Source organism: Caulobacter radicis (assembly GCF_003094615.1).
GTDB lineage: Bacteria > Pseudomonadota > Alphaproteobacteria > Caulobacterales > Caulobacteraceae > Caulobacter > Caulobacter radicis.
Window position 1 is genome coordinate 18,006 of the sequence record NZ_QDKO01000030.1, and the last position, 14,726, is coordinate 32,731.

Consider the following 14,726-nt stretch of genomic DNA (forward strand, 5'->3'; position numbering starts at 1 on the left):
CTAGCCGCAGTTGTCGCCGGTGGGACGGATCTCGATCTTGCCGCCGGGCGACAGCGGGATCTTGCGCGCCCAGTCCACCGCCGCGGCGTGGTCGGCTACGTCGACCAGGTAGAAGCCGCCCAGCTGCTCGTGGGTCTCGGCGAACGGGCCGTCGTGCACGACGCCGTCCTGGGTTAGGGTCGAGGCCGAGCCGGTGGGGGCCAGTTCCGACCCGCTCCAGTCGACACCGGCCGCCTGCAGTTCCTCGGTGAACCGCATGTGCCCGGCGATGACGTCGGCCAGCAGCGTCTGCCCGGCCTCGCCGGCGTAGTGGGCCTCGGTCTCGTAGATCAGCAGCATGTATTTCATGGCAGGTCTCCGTCCGGCGGACGCCCTGTGCGCCGCCTTCGTGAGGAGAGACGCGCCGGACCGGCCGCATTCGACAGCGCCGGCGAAAAAAGTCGAGCCCCCAGGGCCCGTCGCAAGCGCATTTACCGCCAGCTTCAATGTGGGTAGCTTCGCGCAAAGATTGTGCCTTGGGGGAGGCGATCATGATCCGGCTGGCGGTATTCTGCGACGGCACCTGGAACGGGCTGCAGATGCAGAACCTGACCAATGTGGCGCGGCTGGCGCGCTCGGTGGTCCGCGATCCGCCAAGCCAGAACGGCAAGGCCGGCGTGCCGCAGGTGGTCTACTATGACGAGGGCGTGGGCACCGCGACCGGGGTCAGCCGCACCAGCGACCGCCTGGAGGCCATCCTCGGCGGGGCCTTCGGGGCCGGTCTCGACCGCAAGATCGAGCAGGCCTACCGTTTCATCGTCCTGAACTACAAGGAACCGGACGACGAGATCTTCATCTTCGGCTTCAGCCGCGGCGCCTACACCGCCCGCAGCCTGTGCGGCCTGATCCGCAAATGCGGCATCCTGCGGCCCGAGCACCTGCAGCGGGTGCCCGAGGCCATGCAGCTCTATCGCAACCGCAAGATCCATCCCGCCGGGCCCGAGTGCCAGGAGTTCCGCGACCGCTATTCGCGGCGCGAGGTGGTGGGCGCCGAGGACCTGCTGCGCAAGGTCGGCGAGACCACGGTGACCCGGCGGGCGGCCGACGCGGCCGAGGGCGAGGAATGCCTGCTGACCGACGAGGTCCGTCGCAGGCGGGCGGTCCGGATCCGCTATCTTGGCCTTTGGGACACGGTGGGCTCGCTGGGCGTGCCCGACCGCTTCCGGCTGCTGTCGGTCTTCAACAAGCGCTTCCGCTTCCACGACACCGAGGCCTCCAAGCTGATCGAGAGCCTGCGCCACGCCATCGCCGCCGACGAGGACCGCCGCACCTTCAGCGCCGCGCCGTTCTCGAACATCCGTGACCTGAACATCACCGCCACGGAGGAGCTGAACGCCGGGATCAAGGCGCGCAACGCGCGGGCGGCCAAGGCGGGGCGCGAGGTCGCGCCTCTGGCGCAGGTCGTCGACCGCAAGGCGCCCGGCTACATCCCCTATGGCGAGCGGCGCTACCAGCAGAAGTGGTTCCCGGGCGATCACGGGGCGGTGGGCGGCGGCAACTTCGAGCTGGGCCTTTCCAGCGCCGCCCTGCTGTGGGTGGCGCAGGGCGCGCAGGCGGCGGGCCTGGTGTTCGACGACCGGCCGGACGGCGAGCTGGCCCAGGCCGGGGACCTGGCCAATCCGCTGGTCGACTGGCGGATCGGGCGCCAGCCCGGAACGCTGCGGCCGGTCTGGATGACCGACCTGCTGGGCATGATCGGCGGCTATCGCTCGCGGGCGGTGTCGATTGGCCGCGACGAGGTGCATCCCGGCGCGCGGCTACGCTGGACACGGATGGCCCACTATCGGCCAAAGGTGTTCTCGCCGTTCACCGGCGAGACGAAGCTGGGCCCGCACCGCTATGTCGAGCTGTTCACCGGTCCGCCGTTCCGGCTGCTGTTCCTGCTGGTCCTGGCGGGCGGGGCGCTGCTGCTGGTCTGGCTGCTGGGCGTGATCGCCCATGAGCTATTGCGGCTGCTGCCCTTCGGGATCGGCGCGCCGGCGGCCGACGTCCTGGCGGGCGTCGGCGCCTGGGTGCGCGGCCTGTTCGGAAGGTAGGTTCGGTCGACCGTCAGGCCCTGTGCGTGGCCCTCGCCCTTCGACAAGCTCAGGGTGAGGTCCATTTACAGGCCCGAGCGATGGAAAAACCTCATCCTGAGCTCGTCGAAGGACGAGGTTTTCGTCTCAACCGGTGAGGTGTCGGTCCGCTCCGACGCCTTAGTGCGCCAGGGTTTCCAGGAAGCGCACCGGCTCGCCGCGGCCTTCGGCGATGATCTCGTCGTCACGCATGACCACGATGCCGCGGACGATGGTCGCCACGGGCCAGGCCTTGGCCTCGAAGCCGTCGAACGGGGTCCAGCCGGCGCGGTTGGCCATCTGCTCGTGGGTGATGACCTTGCGGGCCTTCATGTCGACGATGGTGAAGTCGGCGTCGAAGCCTTCGGCCAGGCGGCCCTTGTCAGCCAGGCCGAACACGCGGTTGACGCCATGGCTGGTCAGGTCGACGAAGCGCTCGAGGGACAGCTTGCCGTCCACCACATGCGTCAGCATGACGGGAACGAGCGTCTGCACGCCCGGCATGCCCGACGGCGAGGCCGGATAGGGGCGGGCCTTCTCCTCGCGGGTGTGGGGGGCGTGATCGCTGCCGAGCACGTCGGCGATGCCGGCCTCGATGCCGCGCCAGACGCCGGCCACGTGATAGGCGTCGCGGATCGGCGGGTTCATCTGGGCGAAGCCCTTCAGGCGCTCATAGGCCTCGGGCGCGACCAGGGTCAGGTGCTGGGGCGTGACCTCGACGCTGGCGACGTCCTTGTTCAGCGCCAGGAAGTCGATCTCTTCCTTGGTGGTGACGTGCAGCACGTGGATGCGCTTGCCCAGGCTCTTGGCGATGCGCACCAGGCGGTGGGTCGACTGCAGGGCGGCCTGGGCGTCGCGCACCTCGGGGTGGCTGGTCCAGTCGCCGGGACGGGCCAGGCTGCGGCGCTCGGCCAGGCGGTATTCGTCTTCCGAGTGGAAGGCCGCGCGGCGGTTGACGTGCCTCAGCACGTTCTCGACGCCCTCGTCGTCCTGCACCAGCAGTGAGCCGGTCGAGGCGCCCATGAACACCTTGATGCCGCAGCAGCCGGGCAGGCGTTCCAGCTCGCCCAGGAAGTTGGCGTTCTCGTGGGTGCCGCCGACATAGAAGGCGTGGTCGGTGTGCATCCGGTTCTTGGCGCGCGACAGCTTGTCGGCCAGGGCGTCCGGATCGGTGGTGGTCGGCTCGGTGTTGGGCATCTCGAACACGGCCACGACGCCGCCGAGGGCCGCGCCGCGGCTGCCGCTTTCCAGGTCTTCCTTCCACTCCAGGCCCGGCTCGCGGAAGTGCACCTGGCTGTCGATCACGCCCGGCAGCACGGTCAGGCCCGAGGCGTCGAACACCTCGCCGGCGCTGGCCTGAGACAGGTCGCCGATGGCGACGATCTTGCCGCCGCGCACGCCGATGTCGGTGATCCCGCGCCCGGCGTGGTTCACCACCTCGCCCCCACGGACGATCAGGTCGAAGGTCTGGGACATGGGGCGCGCTCCTGCGGTGGTTTGGGGCGGTCTAGGTCCGCTGGGGAGCGGTGGCAATGGGTTTCGTGTCATTCGCCCAACTCCGAGCTTCCCCGCGAAGGCGGGGATCCAAGCGGGATTGGCGACCTCTGCGAGCGTCAGGCAAGAACACCCTTCTGACTCAGCTTGGGCTCCCGCCTTAGCGGGGGAGATCGGGGGGAGGGGTTAGGGGCGGGCCCCTTTGTCCAGGTCGAACGACACCCGGAACAGGCGGCCTGGGCGGGAGAGCTCGTAGGTGAAGGCCTGGTCGGTCAGGCCCAGCGACCAGACATTGGTGTTGGACACCGCGCGGTCCAGGCGGGTGAACATCGCCTTGGACTCAGCGTCGACCGGGAAGCGCTGCAGGTCGGCCGAGCCTGGCTCCACCGTGTCGCCGCCGTAGCGGGAAAGCTCGTCCTCGACGCCGTCGGGGTGGCGGTGGTCGTGCTTGAGGCGCAGGCCGCCGCCCTCCAGGCGGGTGATGATCCAGGTGCGCGAGCGGTCCTCGCCGACATGGAAGGGGATGCGGATCTCGCGGGCGTCGCAGCTGGCGACGGTCATGACCAGCTTGGCCTTGCGGAACGGCTCGTCGGCGGCGTCGCCGGCGACGACCTGGCCGGTCAGGGTCTTGCCGCACAGGGCGGTCAGGCGGGCGAAGAACTGGTCCGCGGGCGTTTCGGGCGCGGCGATCGCCGGGGCGGCCGCGAGGCTGAGCAGCGCGCACAGCGCAAGGATCGCCTTCACCGGATCAGGCCTGCGGGCTGGCTTCGCCGTCCGGACGCTTGCGGCGGCGGGGCGAGACCTTGAGCTTGGGTTCGGCCTCCGGCCCGGGCGGGGAGGCGGGCATGTCGAGCGGCAGCTCCGGCGCGGTCTCGCTGGCGGTCGGCGCTTCGGGCGGCGCGGTCTCGATGGGGGCTTCGACGGCGGGCTCGGGCTCAACGGCCGTCGGTGGAGCAGCGCCGGCGCGGGCCTCGTCCAACAGCTCGATCGCGGCGCGCACCACCTTGGCCACCGGCAGGTCGCTCATGTGGCGGATGGCCTGCGACAGGTCGGGGTCGACAGCCTTGAACTGGTCGAAGTCGCGCGGGCCGCGGACGGCGCGGGTCAGCGGGCCCCAGGGGCCGTAGCGCCGCTCGTCCGACGGGCCGAACAGGCCGACGGTGGGCGTGCCGGCGGCGGCGGCGATGTGCATCAGGCCGCTGTCGTTGCCGATGAAGAGGTCGGCGCGCTTCAGGCAGGCATAGGCGGTCAAGAGATCCACCTTGCCTGTCAGGTCGATGCAGCGGCCTCTGGCGGAAGCCATGCGCAGCTCCTCGACCATGCGGCCGTCCTCAGGGCCGCCCAGGATCAAGAGGCGCCCGCCCTCCAGCCGACCGCCGGGACCCAGCAGCTGGGCGGCGGTCTGGGTGAAGCGCTCGATCGGCCAGACCTTGCCGATCCAGTTGGCGGCCGGGCCCATGGCCAGGATCGGGCCGGCCGGCTCGCCGCCGCGCGGGGCCAGCATCTGGTCGGCCAGGGCCTGGACTTCCGGGGTGATGTAGAGGTGCGGCGCCGGCGGATCGCCGTCGATTTTCAGCACGCGGGCGGTCTCGACCACCTTGTGGGCGATCTCGCCGGGGGTCTTCTTCCAGATGGCCCGCTTCTCGCGACGTAGGAAAAGAGCGGTCGCCGAGCCCCGCAGGTCGACCACCAGGCCCCATTTCTTGTGGCGAACCTGGTTCCACAGCTTGAACCAGTGGCCCTTGCCCTTGCCCTTCTCCATGACGATCACGCGATCGAGGCCGGGCACGTGGGCGAACAGCGGCGCGGCCAGCGGGCCGGCGACGATGGTGAAGCGGGCGTTGGGAATCTCGTCGGCCAGCATTTTGATGAGGCCGGACGACAGCACGGCGTCGCCAATACGCGTGGCGGTGATGAAGAGAATCGGGAAGGCCCGCTGTGTCATCGGTCCATGTATAGGGTGAACTGGCTGTCAACGCATCCCGTTATCCCGCTTAAGCTTTCTTGAGCCGAAAGACTGGCGTCGGCGTCGCCTCGGCGCCACATGTGCGGCCATGAGCAACACGCGTCTCGCCCGCCTCCCGTCCCGCGCCGTCATCGCCGTCGCCGGCCCCGACTGGCGAAGCTTCCTGCAGGGCCTGCTGACCCAGGACGTCGACAGCCTGGCGCCGGGCGAGCTGCGCTTTTCCGGCCTGCTGACGCCGCAGGGACGGCTGCTCTACGACCTGTTCGTGGCCGGCCTGCCGGACGGCGCGCTGCTGGACGTGGCGGCCGAGCACCGCGAGACGATCGTCGCGCGGCTGTCGATGTACCGCCTGCGGGCCAAGGTCGAGATCGGTCCGATCGACCTGATGGTCGCCGCCGCGTTCGATCCCGCCGGCGGGCCGGTGACGGGCGAGGGGTTCTATGCCGATCCGCGCCTGCCCGCCCTGGGCGCGCGGGTCTACGGCCCGGCGAGCGAGCCCGACGCCGACGAAGCCGCCTACGAGGCCCATCGCCTGGCCCTGGGCGTGCCCGGTCCGGCCGACTGGCTGAGCGACAAGAACTACCCGATCGAGGCCGACTTCGACCTGCTCTCCGGCATCGACTTCAAGAAGGGCTGTTTCGTCGGCCAGGAGACCACCAGCCGCATGAAGCGGCGCGGCACGATCAAGAACCGCATGCTGCCGATCGTCTTCGACGGCCCCGCTCCGGCCTTCGGCGCCGAGGTGCTGGCCGGCGAGCTTCGCGCCGGCGAGGTGCTGAGTGGAAGCGACGGCCGGGCCATGGCCCTGCTGCGGCTGGACCGCATCGACGGCGCGGATCTCACGGTCGACGGCCGCCCGGTGCGGGTGGAACGGCCCGAGTGGGTTCCGCAGACGCCGGCGGCGGGCTGACCCGCCGCCTTCGTTCCACGATCTAGCGGCAGCGACCGTAGCGGTCGGGCGAGGCGCCGGGACCGCCGCGCCAGCCAGGCGGGTTTTCCCAGTTGGTTCCGCGACCGCCGCGCGGGCCGGGCGGGTTGTCGTCGCGGTCGAGCCAGCAGCGGCGCGCCTGGTTCCACCAGCCGTGGGTCGGGTGCCAGTAGCCCCAGCGCGGGTTGTAGTAGTAGCCGTTGCGGTAGTCGAAGCGGACCTTCTGGCCTTTCCAGCGATAGAAGCGGCGGTCGGGCGAGGCGCCGGGACCCCCGCGCCAGCCGGGCGGGTTCTCCCAGTTGGCGCCGGGACCGCCGCGCGGACCGGGCGGATTGTCGTCGCGGTCGCGGTGCTGGGCCAGGACGGGGGTGGCGGTCATGGCCGCGGTCGCCAGGGCGAGCATGGCCAGGGTTCGAAAAGCGCGCATCAGCGGCTTCTCCTTGTCGTTGGCGTCCCTCTGACCAGCCAAACGCGTGAGATCGGCGTTTCCGTCGCGGGTATGCGAATGTTCCCTGAAAGTTCTGGTTTTCGGCGTGGGGTCTGCTAGCGTCGCCGCATGACAGAGATCCATCGCTGCACCTGGCGGGGCATGAACGGCGACCCGCTGTACGAGGCCTACCACGACACCGAGTGGGGCGTGCCCGAGTGGGACAGCCGCGCCCTGTGGGAAAAGCTGGTGCTCGACGGTTTCCAGGCCGGGCTGTCGTGGATCACCATCCTGCGCAAGCGCGAGGCCTTTCGCGCCGCCTTCGCCGATTTTGACCCAGAGGTCGTGGCCCGGTTCGGCGAGGCCGATCGCGCCCGGCTGATGGCCAACGCCGGCATCATCCGCTCCAACGCCAAGATCGACGCGGCGATCAACGGCGCGCGGATCTATCTGGACATGCGCGAGCGTGGCGAAGACTTCTCGACCTTCCTGTGGGGCATCGTCGGCGACGCCCCGCTCCAGAACGCCTTCACCGGCATGGGCGACGTTCCGGCCCAGACGCCGCTGGCGGTCGACATGGCCAAGGCCCTGAAGGCCAAGGGCTACAAGTTCTGCGGCCCAGTGATCGTCTACGCCTTCATGCAGGCGGTCGGCATGGTCAACGACCACTTCGTCACCTGCTTCCGCCACGACGAGTGCAAGGCGCTGGGGCATCGCCACTAAAGGGGGCGGACTCAATTTCCCGGAGAGGAAAGTCTTTAAAATCAATGCTGAATCGATCGTCATCCCGGAAAGCGCGAAGCGCTTATCCGGGACCCAGGGGCGGGCGCACCGCCGGCTGCCCCTGGGTCCCGGCTCTGCGGCCCGCTATGCGAGCCTCCGGCCAGGATGACGACCTTAATAGCTAGTGCAATAGAGTAGCCCCCCGTGGACAGGCCCCCCAGCGCCGCGCCTGTGCGGGCTCAACCGTTCCGTGCTAGAGCGGGGCGTTAGCGTTCGGGGGCGTGTCGCGGCATGGAATGGGTGTTCATCGTCGGCCTGACGGTGTGGATCGCGGTGCAGCACCAGTCGCTCGACCTGGTGAAGCGCCAGCTGAGCAAGGCGCTGGTCGAACTGGAGCGCCTGAAGGCCTCCCTGGAGCCGTCCGGGCTTTCCGCTCCGCGCGAAGTCGCCGCGCCGATCGCGCCCGAGCCGTCCCCGCAAGCGCCGCAACCCTCGCCCTGGACGATCGAGCCCAAGGCCGCCGAGCCGCCGCGCGCGCCGGCGCCGTCGGTTGAGCCGGTCTCCAATCCCAGGCCCATTCCGGCGCTCGCGCCTCGTCCGGCCAGCGCCGCCCGGCCGATCATCACCCGCGAGGCCGCCTCGACCTGGCTGGCCGAAAACGGTCTGGCTTGGATCGGCGGCGGGGGCCTGGCCCTGGGCGGCCTGCTGCTGGTGGCCTACGCCGCCCAGAAGGGGATCTTCACCCCGCCGCTGCGGATCGCCGCGGCGGTGGTGCTGGGCGCGCTGATGGTGCTGGCCAGCGAGTGGATCCTGCGCCGCAAGACCGAGATGAGCCGCCACCTGCTGGCCGCCGCCATCGCCGCCGGGGCCGGGGCGGTCACCTTGTACGGCGCGGTCTGCGCGGCTCATGGCGTCTATCACCTGATCCCGTTCTGGCTGGCGGCGAGCCTGGCCGCCGCCGTGTCGCTGGCCCTGTTGGCCCTGTCGCTGCGCCACGGCGAGCCGTTGGCCCTGGTGGCCATGGTCGGCGCCGCCGCCACCCCGATCGTCACCGACATCTCGTCCTGGTCGCCGGTCGTCTTCGAGGCCTACGCCCTCCTGATCGGCGCCACCGGCTTCGTGTTGGCGGCCGGCCGCCGGTGGGGCTGGACCAGCCTGGCGACCGCCGCCGGCCTGGCGGTGCTGAGCCTGCCGCCCCTGGCCGACAGGCAGTACGCCGCCGCCGCCGTCCTCGTCGCCCTGGCCGCCGGCGGACCGCTGGCCGCGCTGTGGCGTCGCCGCCGGGCGGGCGAGACGCCAGCAGAGGTGCTGCGCCTGCGCCAGGCGGTGATGACCGCGCTGCTGGGCGCCAGCGTGCTGGCCCTGGCGGTCTGGTTCGCCCCGCCGAGCCCGGCCGGAGGCGCGGCGGGCGTGCTGAGCGCAGTCCTGCTGGGTTTGACCGCCCTGGCGATCGCCACGCGCGTCGCGCCGGCCGGCCTGTTCGCGGCCCCCGCCGTGATCACGGTCCTCGCCGCCATGACCTGCCTGGCGTTCGAGGGCGACGACGTGGGGATCGCCGCCCGGCCGCCGTGGCTGCACCTGCTGCTGGCGATCGCGCCGCTGACGGCCTTGCCGGCGGCCTTGCGGCTGCACGGGCGCCAGCGGACGCAACTGCTGGCCATCGCCGGGATCACGACGGCCGTGGCCGCAAGCCTGGCCTGGGTGCTGCTCGACGAGGCCCGCTTCGGCTACGCCTGGAGTCCTGCCGCCCTGCTGGGCGCGGGCCTGTTCGGCCTTTCGATCCTGATCGCCCGCCGGTCCGAAGAGCCGTCGCGGGACCTCGGCCTGGCGCTGTGGCTGGGGGCGGCCGCCGAAATGGTCTTCCTGGCCGTTCACGGCGCCGTCCAGCCGAGGTTCGAGCCGGCCGCCTTCGCCGTGGCGGCCTTGGCCCTGGCCTTCGCCGCCCGCCGGCTGCCCTGGCGGGGGCTGGCCGAGGCCAGCGTCGTGGCCGGCCTGCTGGCCCTGGTCGTCATGCTGCGCCCGGCCTTCATCGGTCCGGCGCTGGAGGGGCGCCTGCCGCTGCCGATGATGGCGGTCGTGTCGGGCGCGGCCGCCGCGATCGCCTTCGCCGCCGCCTGGCTGCTGAAGACCGCCGGACGCCGCAACGAGGCCGAGGCGCAGGGCGCGTCGGCCCTGATGATCCTGTTGCTGGGCCTGTTCATCGGCGTGCACGTGGTCGTGGTCGGCAAGCCCGGCGGCGCCTCGACGTTCCTGCTGGAGGCCTCGCTGCGGACCCTGATCCTGCTGGCCGCGGGCCTCGTGTTGGTGCTGCGCCAGGGGCCGGGCGACGGCCCGCTGGCCCGATGGCGCACCCTGCTGGTGGTCGGCGCGGGCCTGGCCCATGGCCTGCTGCTGCAAGGCCTGGTCGCCAACCCCTGGTGGGGCATGGGCGAGGTTCCGGCCGGACCGCCGCTTTTCAACACCCTGCTGCTGTCCTACCTGGCGCCGGCCCTGCTGCTGGCCGTCGCGGCCTGGCGTCGACCGGTCGACGCCGCCGGGCGCGGCTGGGTGGTTGGAGCCGCCGCCTTCGGCCTGCTGTGGGCGGTCATGGCCCTGCGACACGGCATCCATGGCCGGGCCATGGCCGACGCGGCGATCGGGCGCGGCGAGATCGCCGGCTATGCGGTGCTCGCCCTGGCCGCCGCGCGCGGCTTCCTCGACCCGCGCCTGGCCGCCCGGCCGGCCGCCAGCTGGCTGGCGCGCGCCGCCCCCACGATCGGCTGGATCGCCGTGGTGCTGGCCATCCTGGTGTTCGGCCTGCTGGCCAATCCCTGGTGGGGACCCGAGCAGGCGCGGCTGGCGCCCCTTGTCGCGGCCCTGCTGCTGGCCCTGGCCCACGGCGCGGGCGCGGCCTTGCTGCTTGAGCTCGGCCGCCAGGGCGGGGCGTTCGGAACGACCGCCAGGGCCAGCGCCGTCGGCGTGCTGTTCGTGCTGGTCAGCCTGATCGTCCGCTACGGCTTCCACGGCCCGGCCATGGGCGCGTCGATCGACGCCGGCGGGCTGGAGACCTGGACCTTCTCGGCCGTCTGGGCCGCCTTCGGCCTGGTGGTCTTGAGCCTCGGTTCGGCCCGCAAGGACGCGGTGCTGCGCTGGGCGGGCCTTGTGGTGCTGCTGCTGACCGCGGCCAAGGTGCTGCTGGTCGACCTGGCGCGGCTGGAGGGCGTGGTCCGCGCCGCCTCGTTCCTGGCGGTCGGCGCCCTGCTGCTGGGCGGGGCGGTGCTGGTGCGCCGCCTCAACGCCCGGACGGCCAAGACGCCGGAGCCGCCCAGCGCCGACTGAGCCGGCCCGTCAGCTTCCGGGCGCCGGCGCCTCCAGGCCCTTCAGCCGGTTGACCGCGTTGGTGTTGCCCGGGTCGAGCGCCAGCGAGCGGCGGTAGTGGACGATGGCGGCGGCCTTGTCGCCATTGACGGCATAGGCCTCGGCCAGGCTGTCCTGGGCGTTGCCGCTGTCGGGAAACAGCTCGGCGGTCAGGGCCAGCACCGACAGCGCCTTGGCTGGCTCGCCGAAGGCCAGCAGGCGATAGCCCCAGTCGTTCAGTTCGTGCTCGGCCGGCCTGAAGCCCGGGTCCTGGCGCTGCCTGGCGATCACGCCGGCGAAGGCGGCTTTCGGCTGGCCGGCCAGGGCCGCGCGCAGGGCCGCGACCCCGGTCAGCTTCATGCCGGGGACGAAGAGCTGGACGATCTCGTCGATGGCGTCCTCGGGCGTGCCGCCAGCCAGGTTGCTGAGGATCGCCACCCCGACCTTGTCGTCCGGATAGAGGTAGACGGCGTTGCGGCTGCCGCCGGTCATGCCGACCACCAGGCGGTCGGGCCGCTCCAGCACGAGCCAGCCCATGCCCCACTGGCCCAGCTTGCCGTCGGTGTAGGCGTCCTGGGTCCACATCGTCTTCCGCGCGGCCGCGCCCAGCAGCCGCCCGTCCATCAGGGCGATCATCCAGCGGCCCATGTCGTCGCCGGTGCTGTCCAGGCCCGCGGCGGCGCGGGCCAGCGGCGAGAACACCTCCTTGCGCAGACTCGGCTGGTCGGGAGCCTCCTTGCGGTAGGTGTACGAGGCGGTGCGGCGAGGGCCCGGATCGAGGCTGTCGCCGTAGCGCGAGCTTTTCATGCCGGCGATGGCGAACTGCTCGCCGCCCAGGGGCGTGGTGACCGGCAGGCCGCGCAGGCGGTCGATCGCCATCTGCACCAGGGCGTAGTTGGTCTGGCAGTAGTGGAAGCGCTGGCCGGGCGGGAACAGCACCGGCGCGGCCAGGGCCTCGTTCCAGGCGACGGCCTCCTCGACCTCGCCGCCCTTCTGGCGCGGCACGAAGTCGGGCAGGCCCGAGGTGTGACTGAGCAGGCGGCGCACCTGGATGTCGCGCCAGGTCTCCGGCAGACCCTCCACGTAGGCGCCGATCGGCTTGTCGAGATCCAGCCGCCCGGCCTCGACCTCGCGCATGGCCGCGACGCCGGTGAAGGCCTTGGTGATCGAGTTGATCGGGAAGGTCGTCGTCGCCGTCACCTCGGCGCCGGCGGCGAGATCGGCCACGCCGTAGGCGCGCGAGAAGACGATCGCGCCATCCTTGACCACCACCACCTGCGCGCCGGGCACGTGGCGCTCGGCCATGAACCGCCGGACGAGGGCGTCGGCGCGGACGGCCGGGTCCGGCTCGGTCGCGAAGGCGAGCGGCGAAGCGACGAAGGTGGAAGCGGCGAGCGCCGGACAGGCCAGTCCGGCCGCCAGCAAGGCGCGGCGGTTCATGATGCGATTACCCCTGGAGCCGTCCCCGCCCCGACGGGCAAGGGACCAGCCCCGCGCGCGGCGGGCCAGTTAATCTTCGGTCATGCGGCGCCGGTTTCCTTCGAAGGCGAACCCGCCTAGGAAGACCCCATGCCGACCGGACCCGACATGATGCTGGAAGCCGCCTGCGGACCGGGACCGGTCTGCGGGGTCGACGAGGCCGGCCGCGGGCCGTGGGCCGGGCCGGTCAGCGCCGCCGCCGTGATCCTGGATCCGGCGCGGATGCCCAAGGGGCTCAACGACTCCAAGAAGCTCTCGGCCAAGGCCCGCGCGGCCCTGGAGGCCGAGATCAAGGACATGGCTGTCGCCTGGTGCGTGGGCATGGCCAGCGTCGAGGAGATCGAAGAGCTCAACATCCTGCACGCCGCGGGCCTGGCCATGCGGCGCGCGGTCGAGGGGCTGTCGGTGAAGCCCAGCTTCGCCCTGGTCGACGGCAACTATCGCTTCGTCCTGCCGTGCGAGGTCAAGACCGTGGTCAAGGGCGATGCCCTGTCGTGCTCGATCGCGGCGGCCTCGATCCTGGCCAAGGAAGCTCGCGACCGGATCATGGTCGAGATGGACGCGGTCTATCCCGGCTACGGCTTCGCCGGCCACAAGGGCTATCACGCCCCGATCCACCTGGAGGGCCTGAGGAAGCTTGGTCCCTCGCCGATCCACCGCCTGGGCTGGGCCCCGGTGAAGCTGGCGCTGGCGGGCGGGCTGGACGCCGGCGAGGACGCTTAGGCTCCGGCCAGAGCCGAGTTGCAGGCCTTCCAGCGCGGCGACTTTGGCGTGACGACCAGCTTCAGGGCGTTGTGGTCGGCCATGAGCACGTCGCCGCTGATCGGGAGCGGGCCGAAGACGTTGGTCAGGAAGTCGGGCGCGAAGCCCTCGCCGCCGCGAACCCGCAGCACCTGGCCGTCGGCGTCCAGCGTGAACAGGCCGTCCTTGGCGCGAACCAGCGCCAGCCGCTGCTTGGGCAGTTCGAAGAACTCGAGCGAAGGCGATCCCCCGGTGACGAACCGGGCCTCCACCGTCTTCAGGCGGCCGTCGGCCGTCAGCTCGAACAGCCCCCGTCGCGCCACGACATAGGTGCGGTCCAGCGAGGCCAGGCGGACCACTTGGGGATAGCGACCGAGGGCGGTCGTCGTCGCCCCGGGGATCGGCGTCAGCACGCCTCGTCGATAGAGGGCCAGCCCGTCGTCGCCGCGGATCACCAGGCCTTCGCCGCCGGTCAGGTCATAGGCGCGCGCCAGTTCGTCGAAGGCCGGCCAGGCGGGGCCGTCCATGGGAACGAAGCGCTGGTCGACCAGCCGTTGCCAGCCGAGCGGCGCCGTGGGCCTGACGCGGCCGAAACGGATGATGTCGCCGGTCGTCGGCGAGGCGAGCGTCCACCAGCCGCCTGGGTCGAGTTTCTGGTCGTGGATCGCCGTCACGTCGACGATCGCGGCCCTCCGGGACGAGGCCGGGTCCGGCGACAGGGCGAGCACCAGGTGGTCCTCGTAGGTGGAGAGCAGGACCACGCCGGCTTTCGGCACGGGCCGGACATCGACGATCCAGTCGCCGCCGACCCGCCAGCGTGGAGGCCGCAGGCGGCCGGCCTGGCGCCAGGCGCCGTCGGTGTAGCGGACCGCCAGGGCGCCGTCTTCGCCCTCGAACAGCGCCGCGCCCAGGCCCGGCAGGTCATGAATGTCGATGACGTTCGCGACGCCCGCGGCGGTCAGGCTCGCCTGCTCGGGCCAGGGCATGACGACGTCGCCGCGGACCTGGTGGACGCGACCCCGATGCGGCACCAGGGTCAGGTCGGCGTCCTCGATCCGGCGGATGGCGGCGTCGTCGCGCCCGGCCTCGTCGCCGACCCTGGCGATCGGGGCGAAGGCGTCCGCGCCGGCCTTGCGGGCCAGGACCAGGTCGCCGCGCATGCCGACCACGCGGCCCAGCGAGGGCTCGTGGACCATCTCGAGATCGAACAGGCGCCTGGGCGTCGGCCCAGGATAGGGGACGTAGCGACCCTGGGCGTTGATCGTCCATTCCCCGCCGCGATTGTAGGGACGGAGCCAGGGCTCGTCCGAGCCGGGGATCATGCGCACGTTGGCGACCATGCGTTGGACGGCGTCGACGTCGGCCTTGGTCGGGCGGCCGTCCGCCACGGGCATGGCGCAGAAGCGGTCGGACCAGGCGTCGGCCGGCCGCGCCGGGGCGATGGACGGGATCTCGGGCTCCGGAGGCGGGGCCTTCGCCTTGGGAGTGCAGGCGACCAGGCCCAGCACCGCCACCAGTATCGCCCAACGGTTCATTGGC

General features: G+C 71.6%; 12 protein-coding genes. 5 read left to right on the plus strand and 7 right to left on the minus strand.

The features are described 5' to 3' along the window. The gene (locus DDF62_RS17115; protein WP_116490220.1) at positions 1–348 is read right to left on the minus strand and encodes a YciI family protein; all 348 of its coding nucleotides are present in this window, start codon (positions 346–348) and stop codon (positions 1–3) included. A 182-nt stretch (positions 349–530) separates the two neighbouring features. Between DDF62_RS17115 and DDF62_RS17120 the strand changes: the two genes are divergently transcribed. Then, a complete protein-coding gene (locus DDF62_RS17120) occupies positions 531–2,075 on the plus strand; it encodes a DUF2235 domain-containing protein (RefSeq protein ID WP_165832278.1) in 1,545 nt (514 codons plus the stop codon). 159 nt (positions 2,076–2,234) lie between these two features. Here the strand turns inward: DDF62_RS17120 and DDF62_RS17125 are convergent, their stop codons facing one another. From DDF62_RS17125 to DDF62_RS17135, 3 genes are all read right to left on the minus strand, one after another. Further along, positions 2,235–3,569 (minus strand): dihydroorotase, encoded by a 1,335-nt coding sequence (locus tag DDF62_RS17125; RefSeq protein WP_116490222.1) that lies wholly within the window; start codon positions 3,567–3,569, stop codon positions 2,235–2,237. A gap of 204 nt (positions 3,570–3,773) precedes the next feature. After that, positions 3,774–4,331 carry a hypothetical protein gene (locus tag DDF62_RS17130; RefSeq protein WP_116490223.1) on the minus strand — a complete coding sequence of 186 codons (558 nt, stop codon included), beginning with the start codon at positions 4,329–4,331 and terminating at the stop codon, positions 3,774–3,776. A gap of 4 nt (positions 4,332–4,335) precedes the next feature. Beyond that, positions 4,336–5,532 (minus strand): glycosyltransferase family 9 protein, encoded by a 1,197-nt coding sequence (locus DDF62_RS17135; RefSeq protein WP_116490224.1) that lies wholly within the window; start codon positions 5,530–5,532, stop codon positions 4,336–4,338. Positions 5,533–5,641: 109 nt separating this feature from the next. On the opposite strand from DDF62_RS17135, the gene ygfZ reads away from it, so the two are divergent. Next, positions 5,642–6,463 (plus strand): CAF17-like 4Fe-4S cluster assembly/insertion protein YgfZ, encoded by an 822-nt coding sequence (ygfZ, locus tag DDF62_RS17140; protein ID WP_116490225.1) that lies wholly within the window; start codon positions 5,642–5,644, stop codon positions 6,461–6,463. Between the two features lie 22 nt (positions 6,464–6,485). Here the strand turns inward: ygfZ and DDF62_RS17145 are convergent, their stop codons facing one another. Next, positions 6,486–6,908, minus strand: a complete 423-nt coding sequence (locus tag DDF62_RS17145) for a hypothetical protein (protein ID WP_116490337.1) — start codon at positions 6,906–6,908, stop codon at positions 6,486–6,488. 129 nt (positions 6,909–7,037) lie between these two features. On the opposite strand from DDF62_RS17145, the gene DDF62_RS17150 reads away from it, so the two are divergent. Continuing rightward, a complete protein-coding gene (locus tag DDF62_RS17150) occupies positions 7,038–7,631 on the plus strand; it encodes a DNA-3-methyladenine glycosylase I (protein ID WP_116490226.1) in 594 nt (197 codons plus the stop codon). Between the two features lie 291 nt (positions 7,632–7,922). Further along, positions 7,923–10,949 (plus strand): DUF2339 domain-containing protein, encoded by a 3,027-nt coding sequence (locus DDF62_RS17155; protein WP_116490227.1) that lies wholly within the window; start codon positions 7,923–7,925, stop codon positions 10,947–10,949. Between the two features lie 9 nt (positions 10,950–10,958). Here DDF62_RS17155 and DDF62_RS17160 read toward each other — a convergent pair whose 3' ends face one another. After that, the gene (locus DDF62_RS17160; protein ID WP_116490228.1) at positions 10,959–12,407 is read right to left on the minus strand and encodes a serine hydrolase domain-containing protein; all 1,449 of its coding nucleotides are present in this window, start codon (positions 12,405–12,407) and stop codon (positions 10,959–10,961) included. Between the two features lie 129 nt (positions 12,408–12,536). Here DDF62_RS17160 and DDF62_RS17165 point away from each other — a divergent pair, with 129 nt between their 5' ends. Next, complete coding sequence (locus tag DDF62_RS17165) at positions 12,537–13,169, plus strand: ribonuclease HII (RefSeq protein ID WP_116490229.1); 633 nt, start codon at positions 12,537–12,539, stop codon at positions 13,167–13,169. Here the strand turns inward: DDF62_RS17165 and DDF62_RS17170 are convergent. Further along, positions 13,166–14,722 carry a hypothetical protein gene (locus tag DDF62_RS17170; RefSeq protein ID WP_116490230.1) on the minus strand — a complete coding sequence of 519 codons (1,557 nt, stop codon included), beginning with the start codon at positions 14,720–14,722 and terminating at the stop codon, positions 13,166–13,168. The two genes, DDF62_RS17165 and DDF62_RS17170, sit on opposite strands and share 4 nt — an antisense overlap. Positions 14,723–14,726 lie beyond the last annotated feature (4 nt).

Bases quoted from the DNA above. Each gene is read 5' to 3' on its own strand.
- DDF62_RS17155 (WP_116490227.1), top strand. From the start codon at position 7,923: ATGGAATGGGTGTTCATCGTCGGCCTGACGGTGTGGATCGCGGTGCAG.
- DDF62_RS17170 (WP_116490230.1), bottom strand. From the start codon at position 14,722: ATGAACCGTTGGGCGATACTGGTGGCGGTGCTGGGCCTGGTCGCCTGC.
- DDF62_RS17120 (WP_165832278.1), top strand. From the start codon at position 531: ATGATCCGGCTGGCGGTATTCTGCGACGGCACCTGGAACGGGCTGCAG.
- DDF62_RS17125 (WP_116490222.1), bottom strand. From the start codon at position 3,569: ATGTCCCAGACCTTCGACCTGATCGTCCGTGGGGGCGAGGTGGTGAAC.
- DDF62_RS17145 (WP_116490337.1), bottom strand. From the start codon at position 6,908: ATGCGCGCTTTTCGAACCCTGGCCATGCTCGCCCTGGCGACCGCGGCC.
- DDF62_RS17115 (WP_116490220.1), bottom strand. From the start codon at position 348: ATGAAATACATGCTGCTGATCTACGAGACCGAGGCCCACTACGCCGGC.
- DDF62_RS17165 (WP_116490229.1), top strand. From the start codon at position 12,537: ATGCCGACCGGACCCGACATGATGCTGGAAGCCGCCTGCGGACCGGGA.
- ygfZ (WP_116490225.1), top strand. From the start codon at position 5,642: ATGAGCAACACGCGTCTCGCCCGCCTCCCGTCCCGCGCCGTCATCGCC.
- DDF62_RS17135 (WP_116490224.1), bottom strand. From the start codon at position 5,532: ATGACACAGCGGGCCTTCCCGATTCTCTTCATCACCGCCACGCGTATT.
- DDF62_RS17150 (WP_116490226.1), top strand. From the start codon at position 7,038: ATGACAGAGATCCATCGCTGCACCTGGCGGGGCATGAACGGCGACCCG.
- DDF62_RS17160 (WP_116490228.1), bottom strand. From the start codon at position 12,407: ATGAACCGCCGCGCCTTGCTGGCGGCCGGACTGGCCTGTCCGGCGCTC.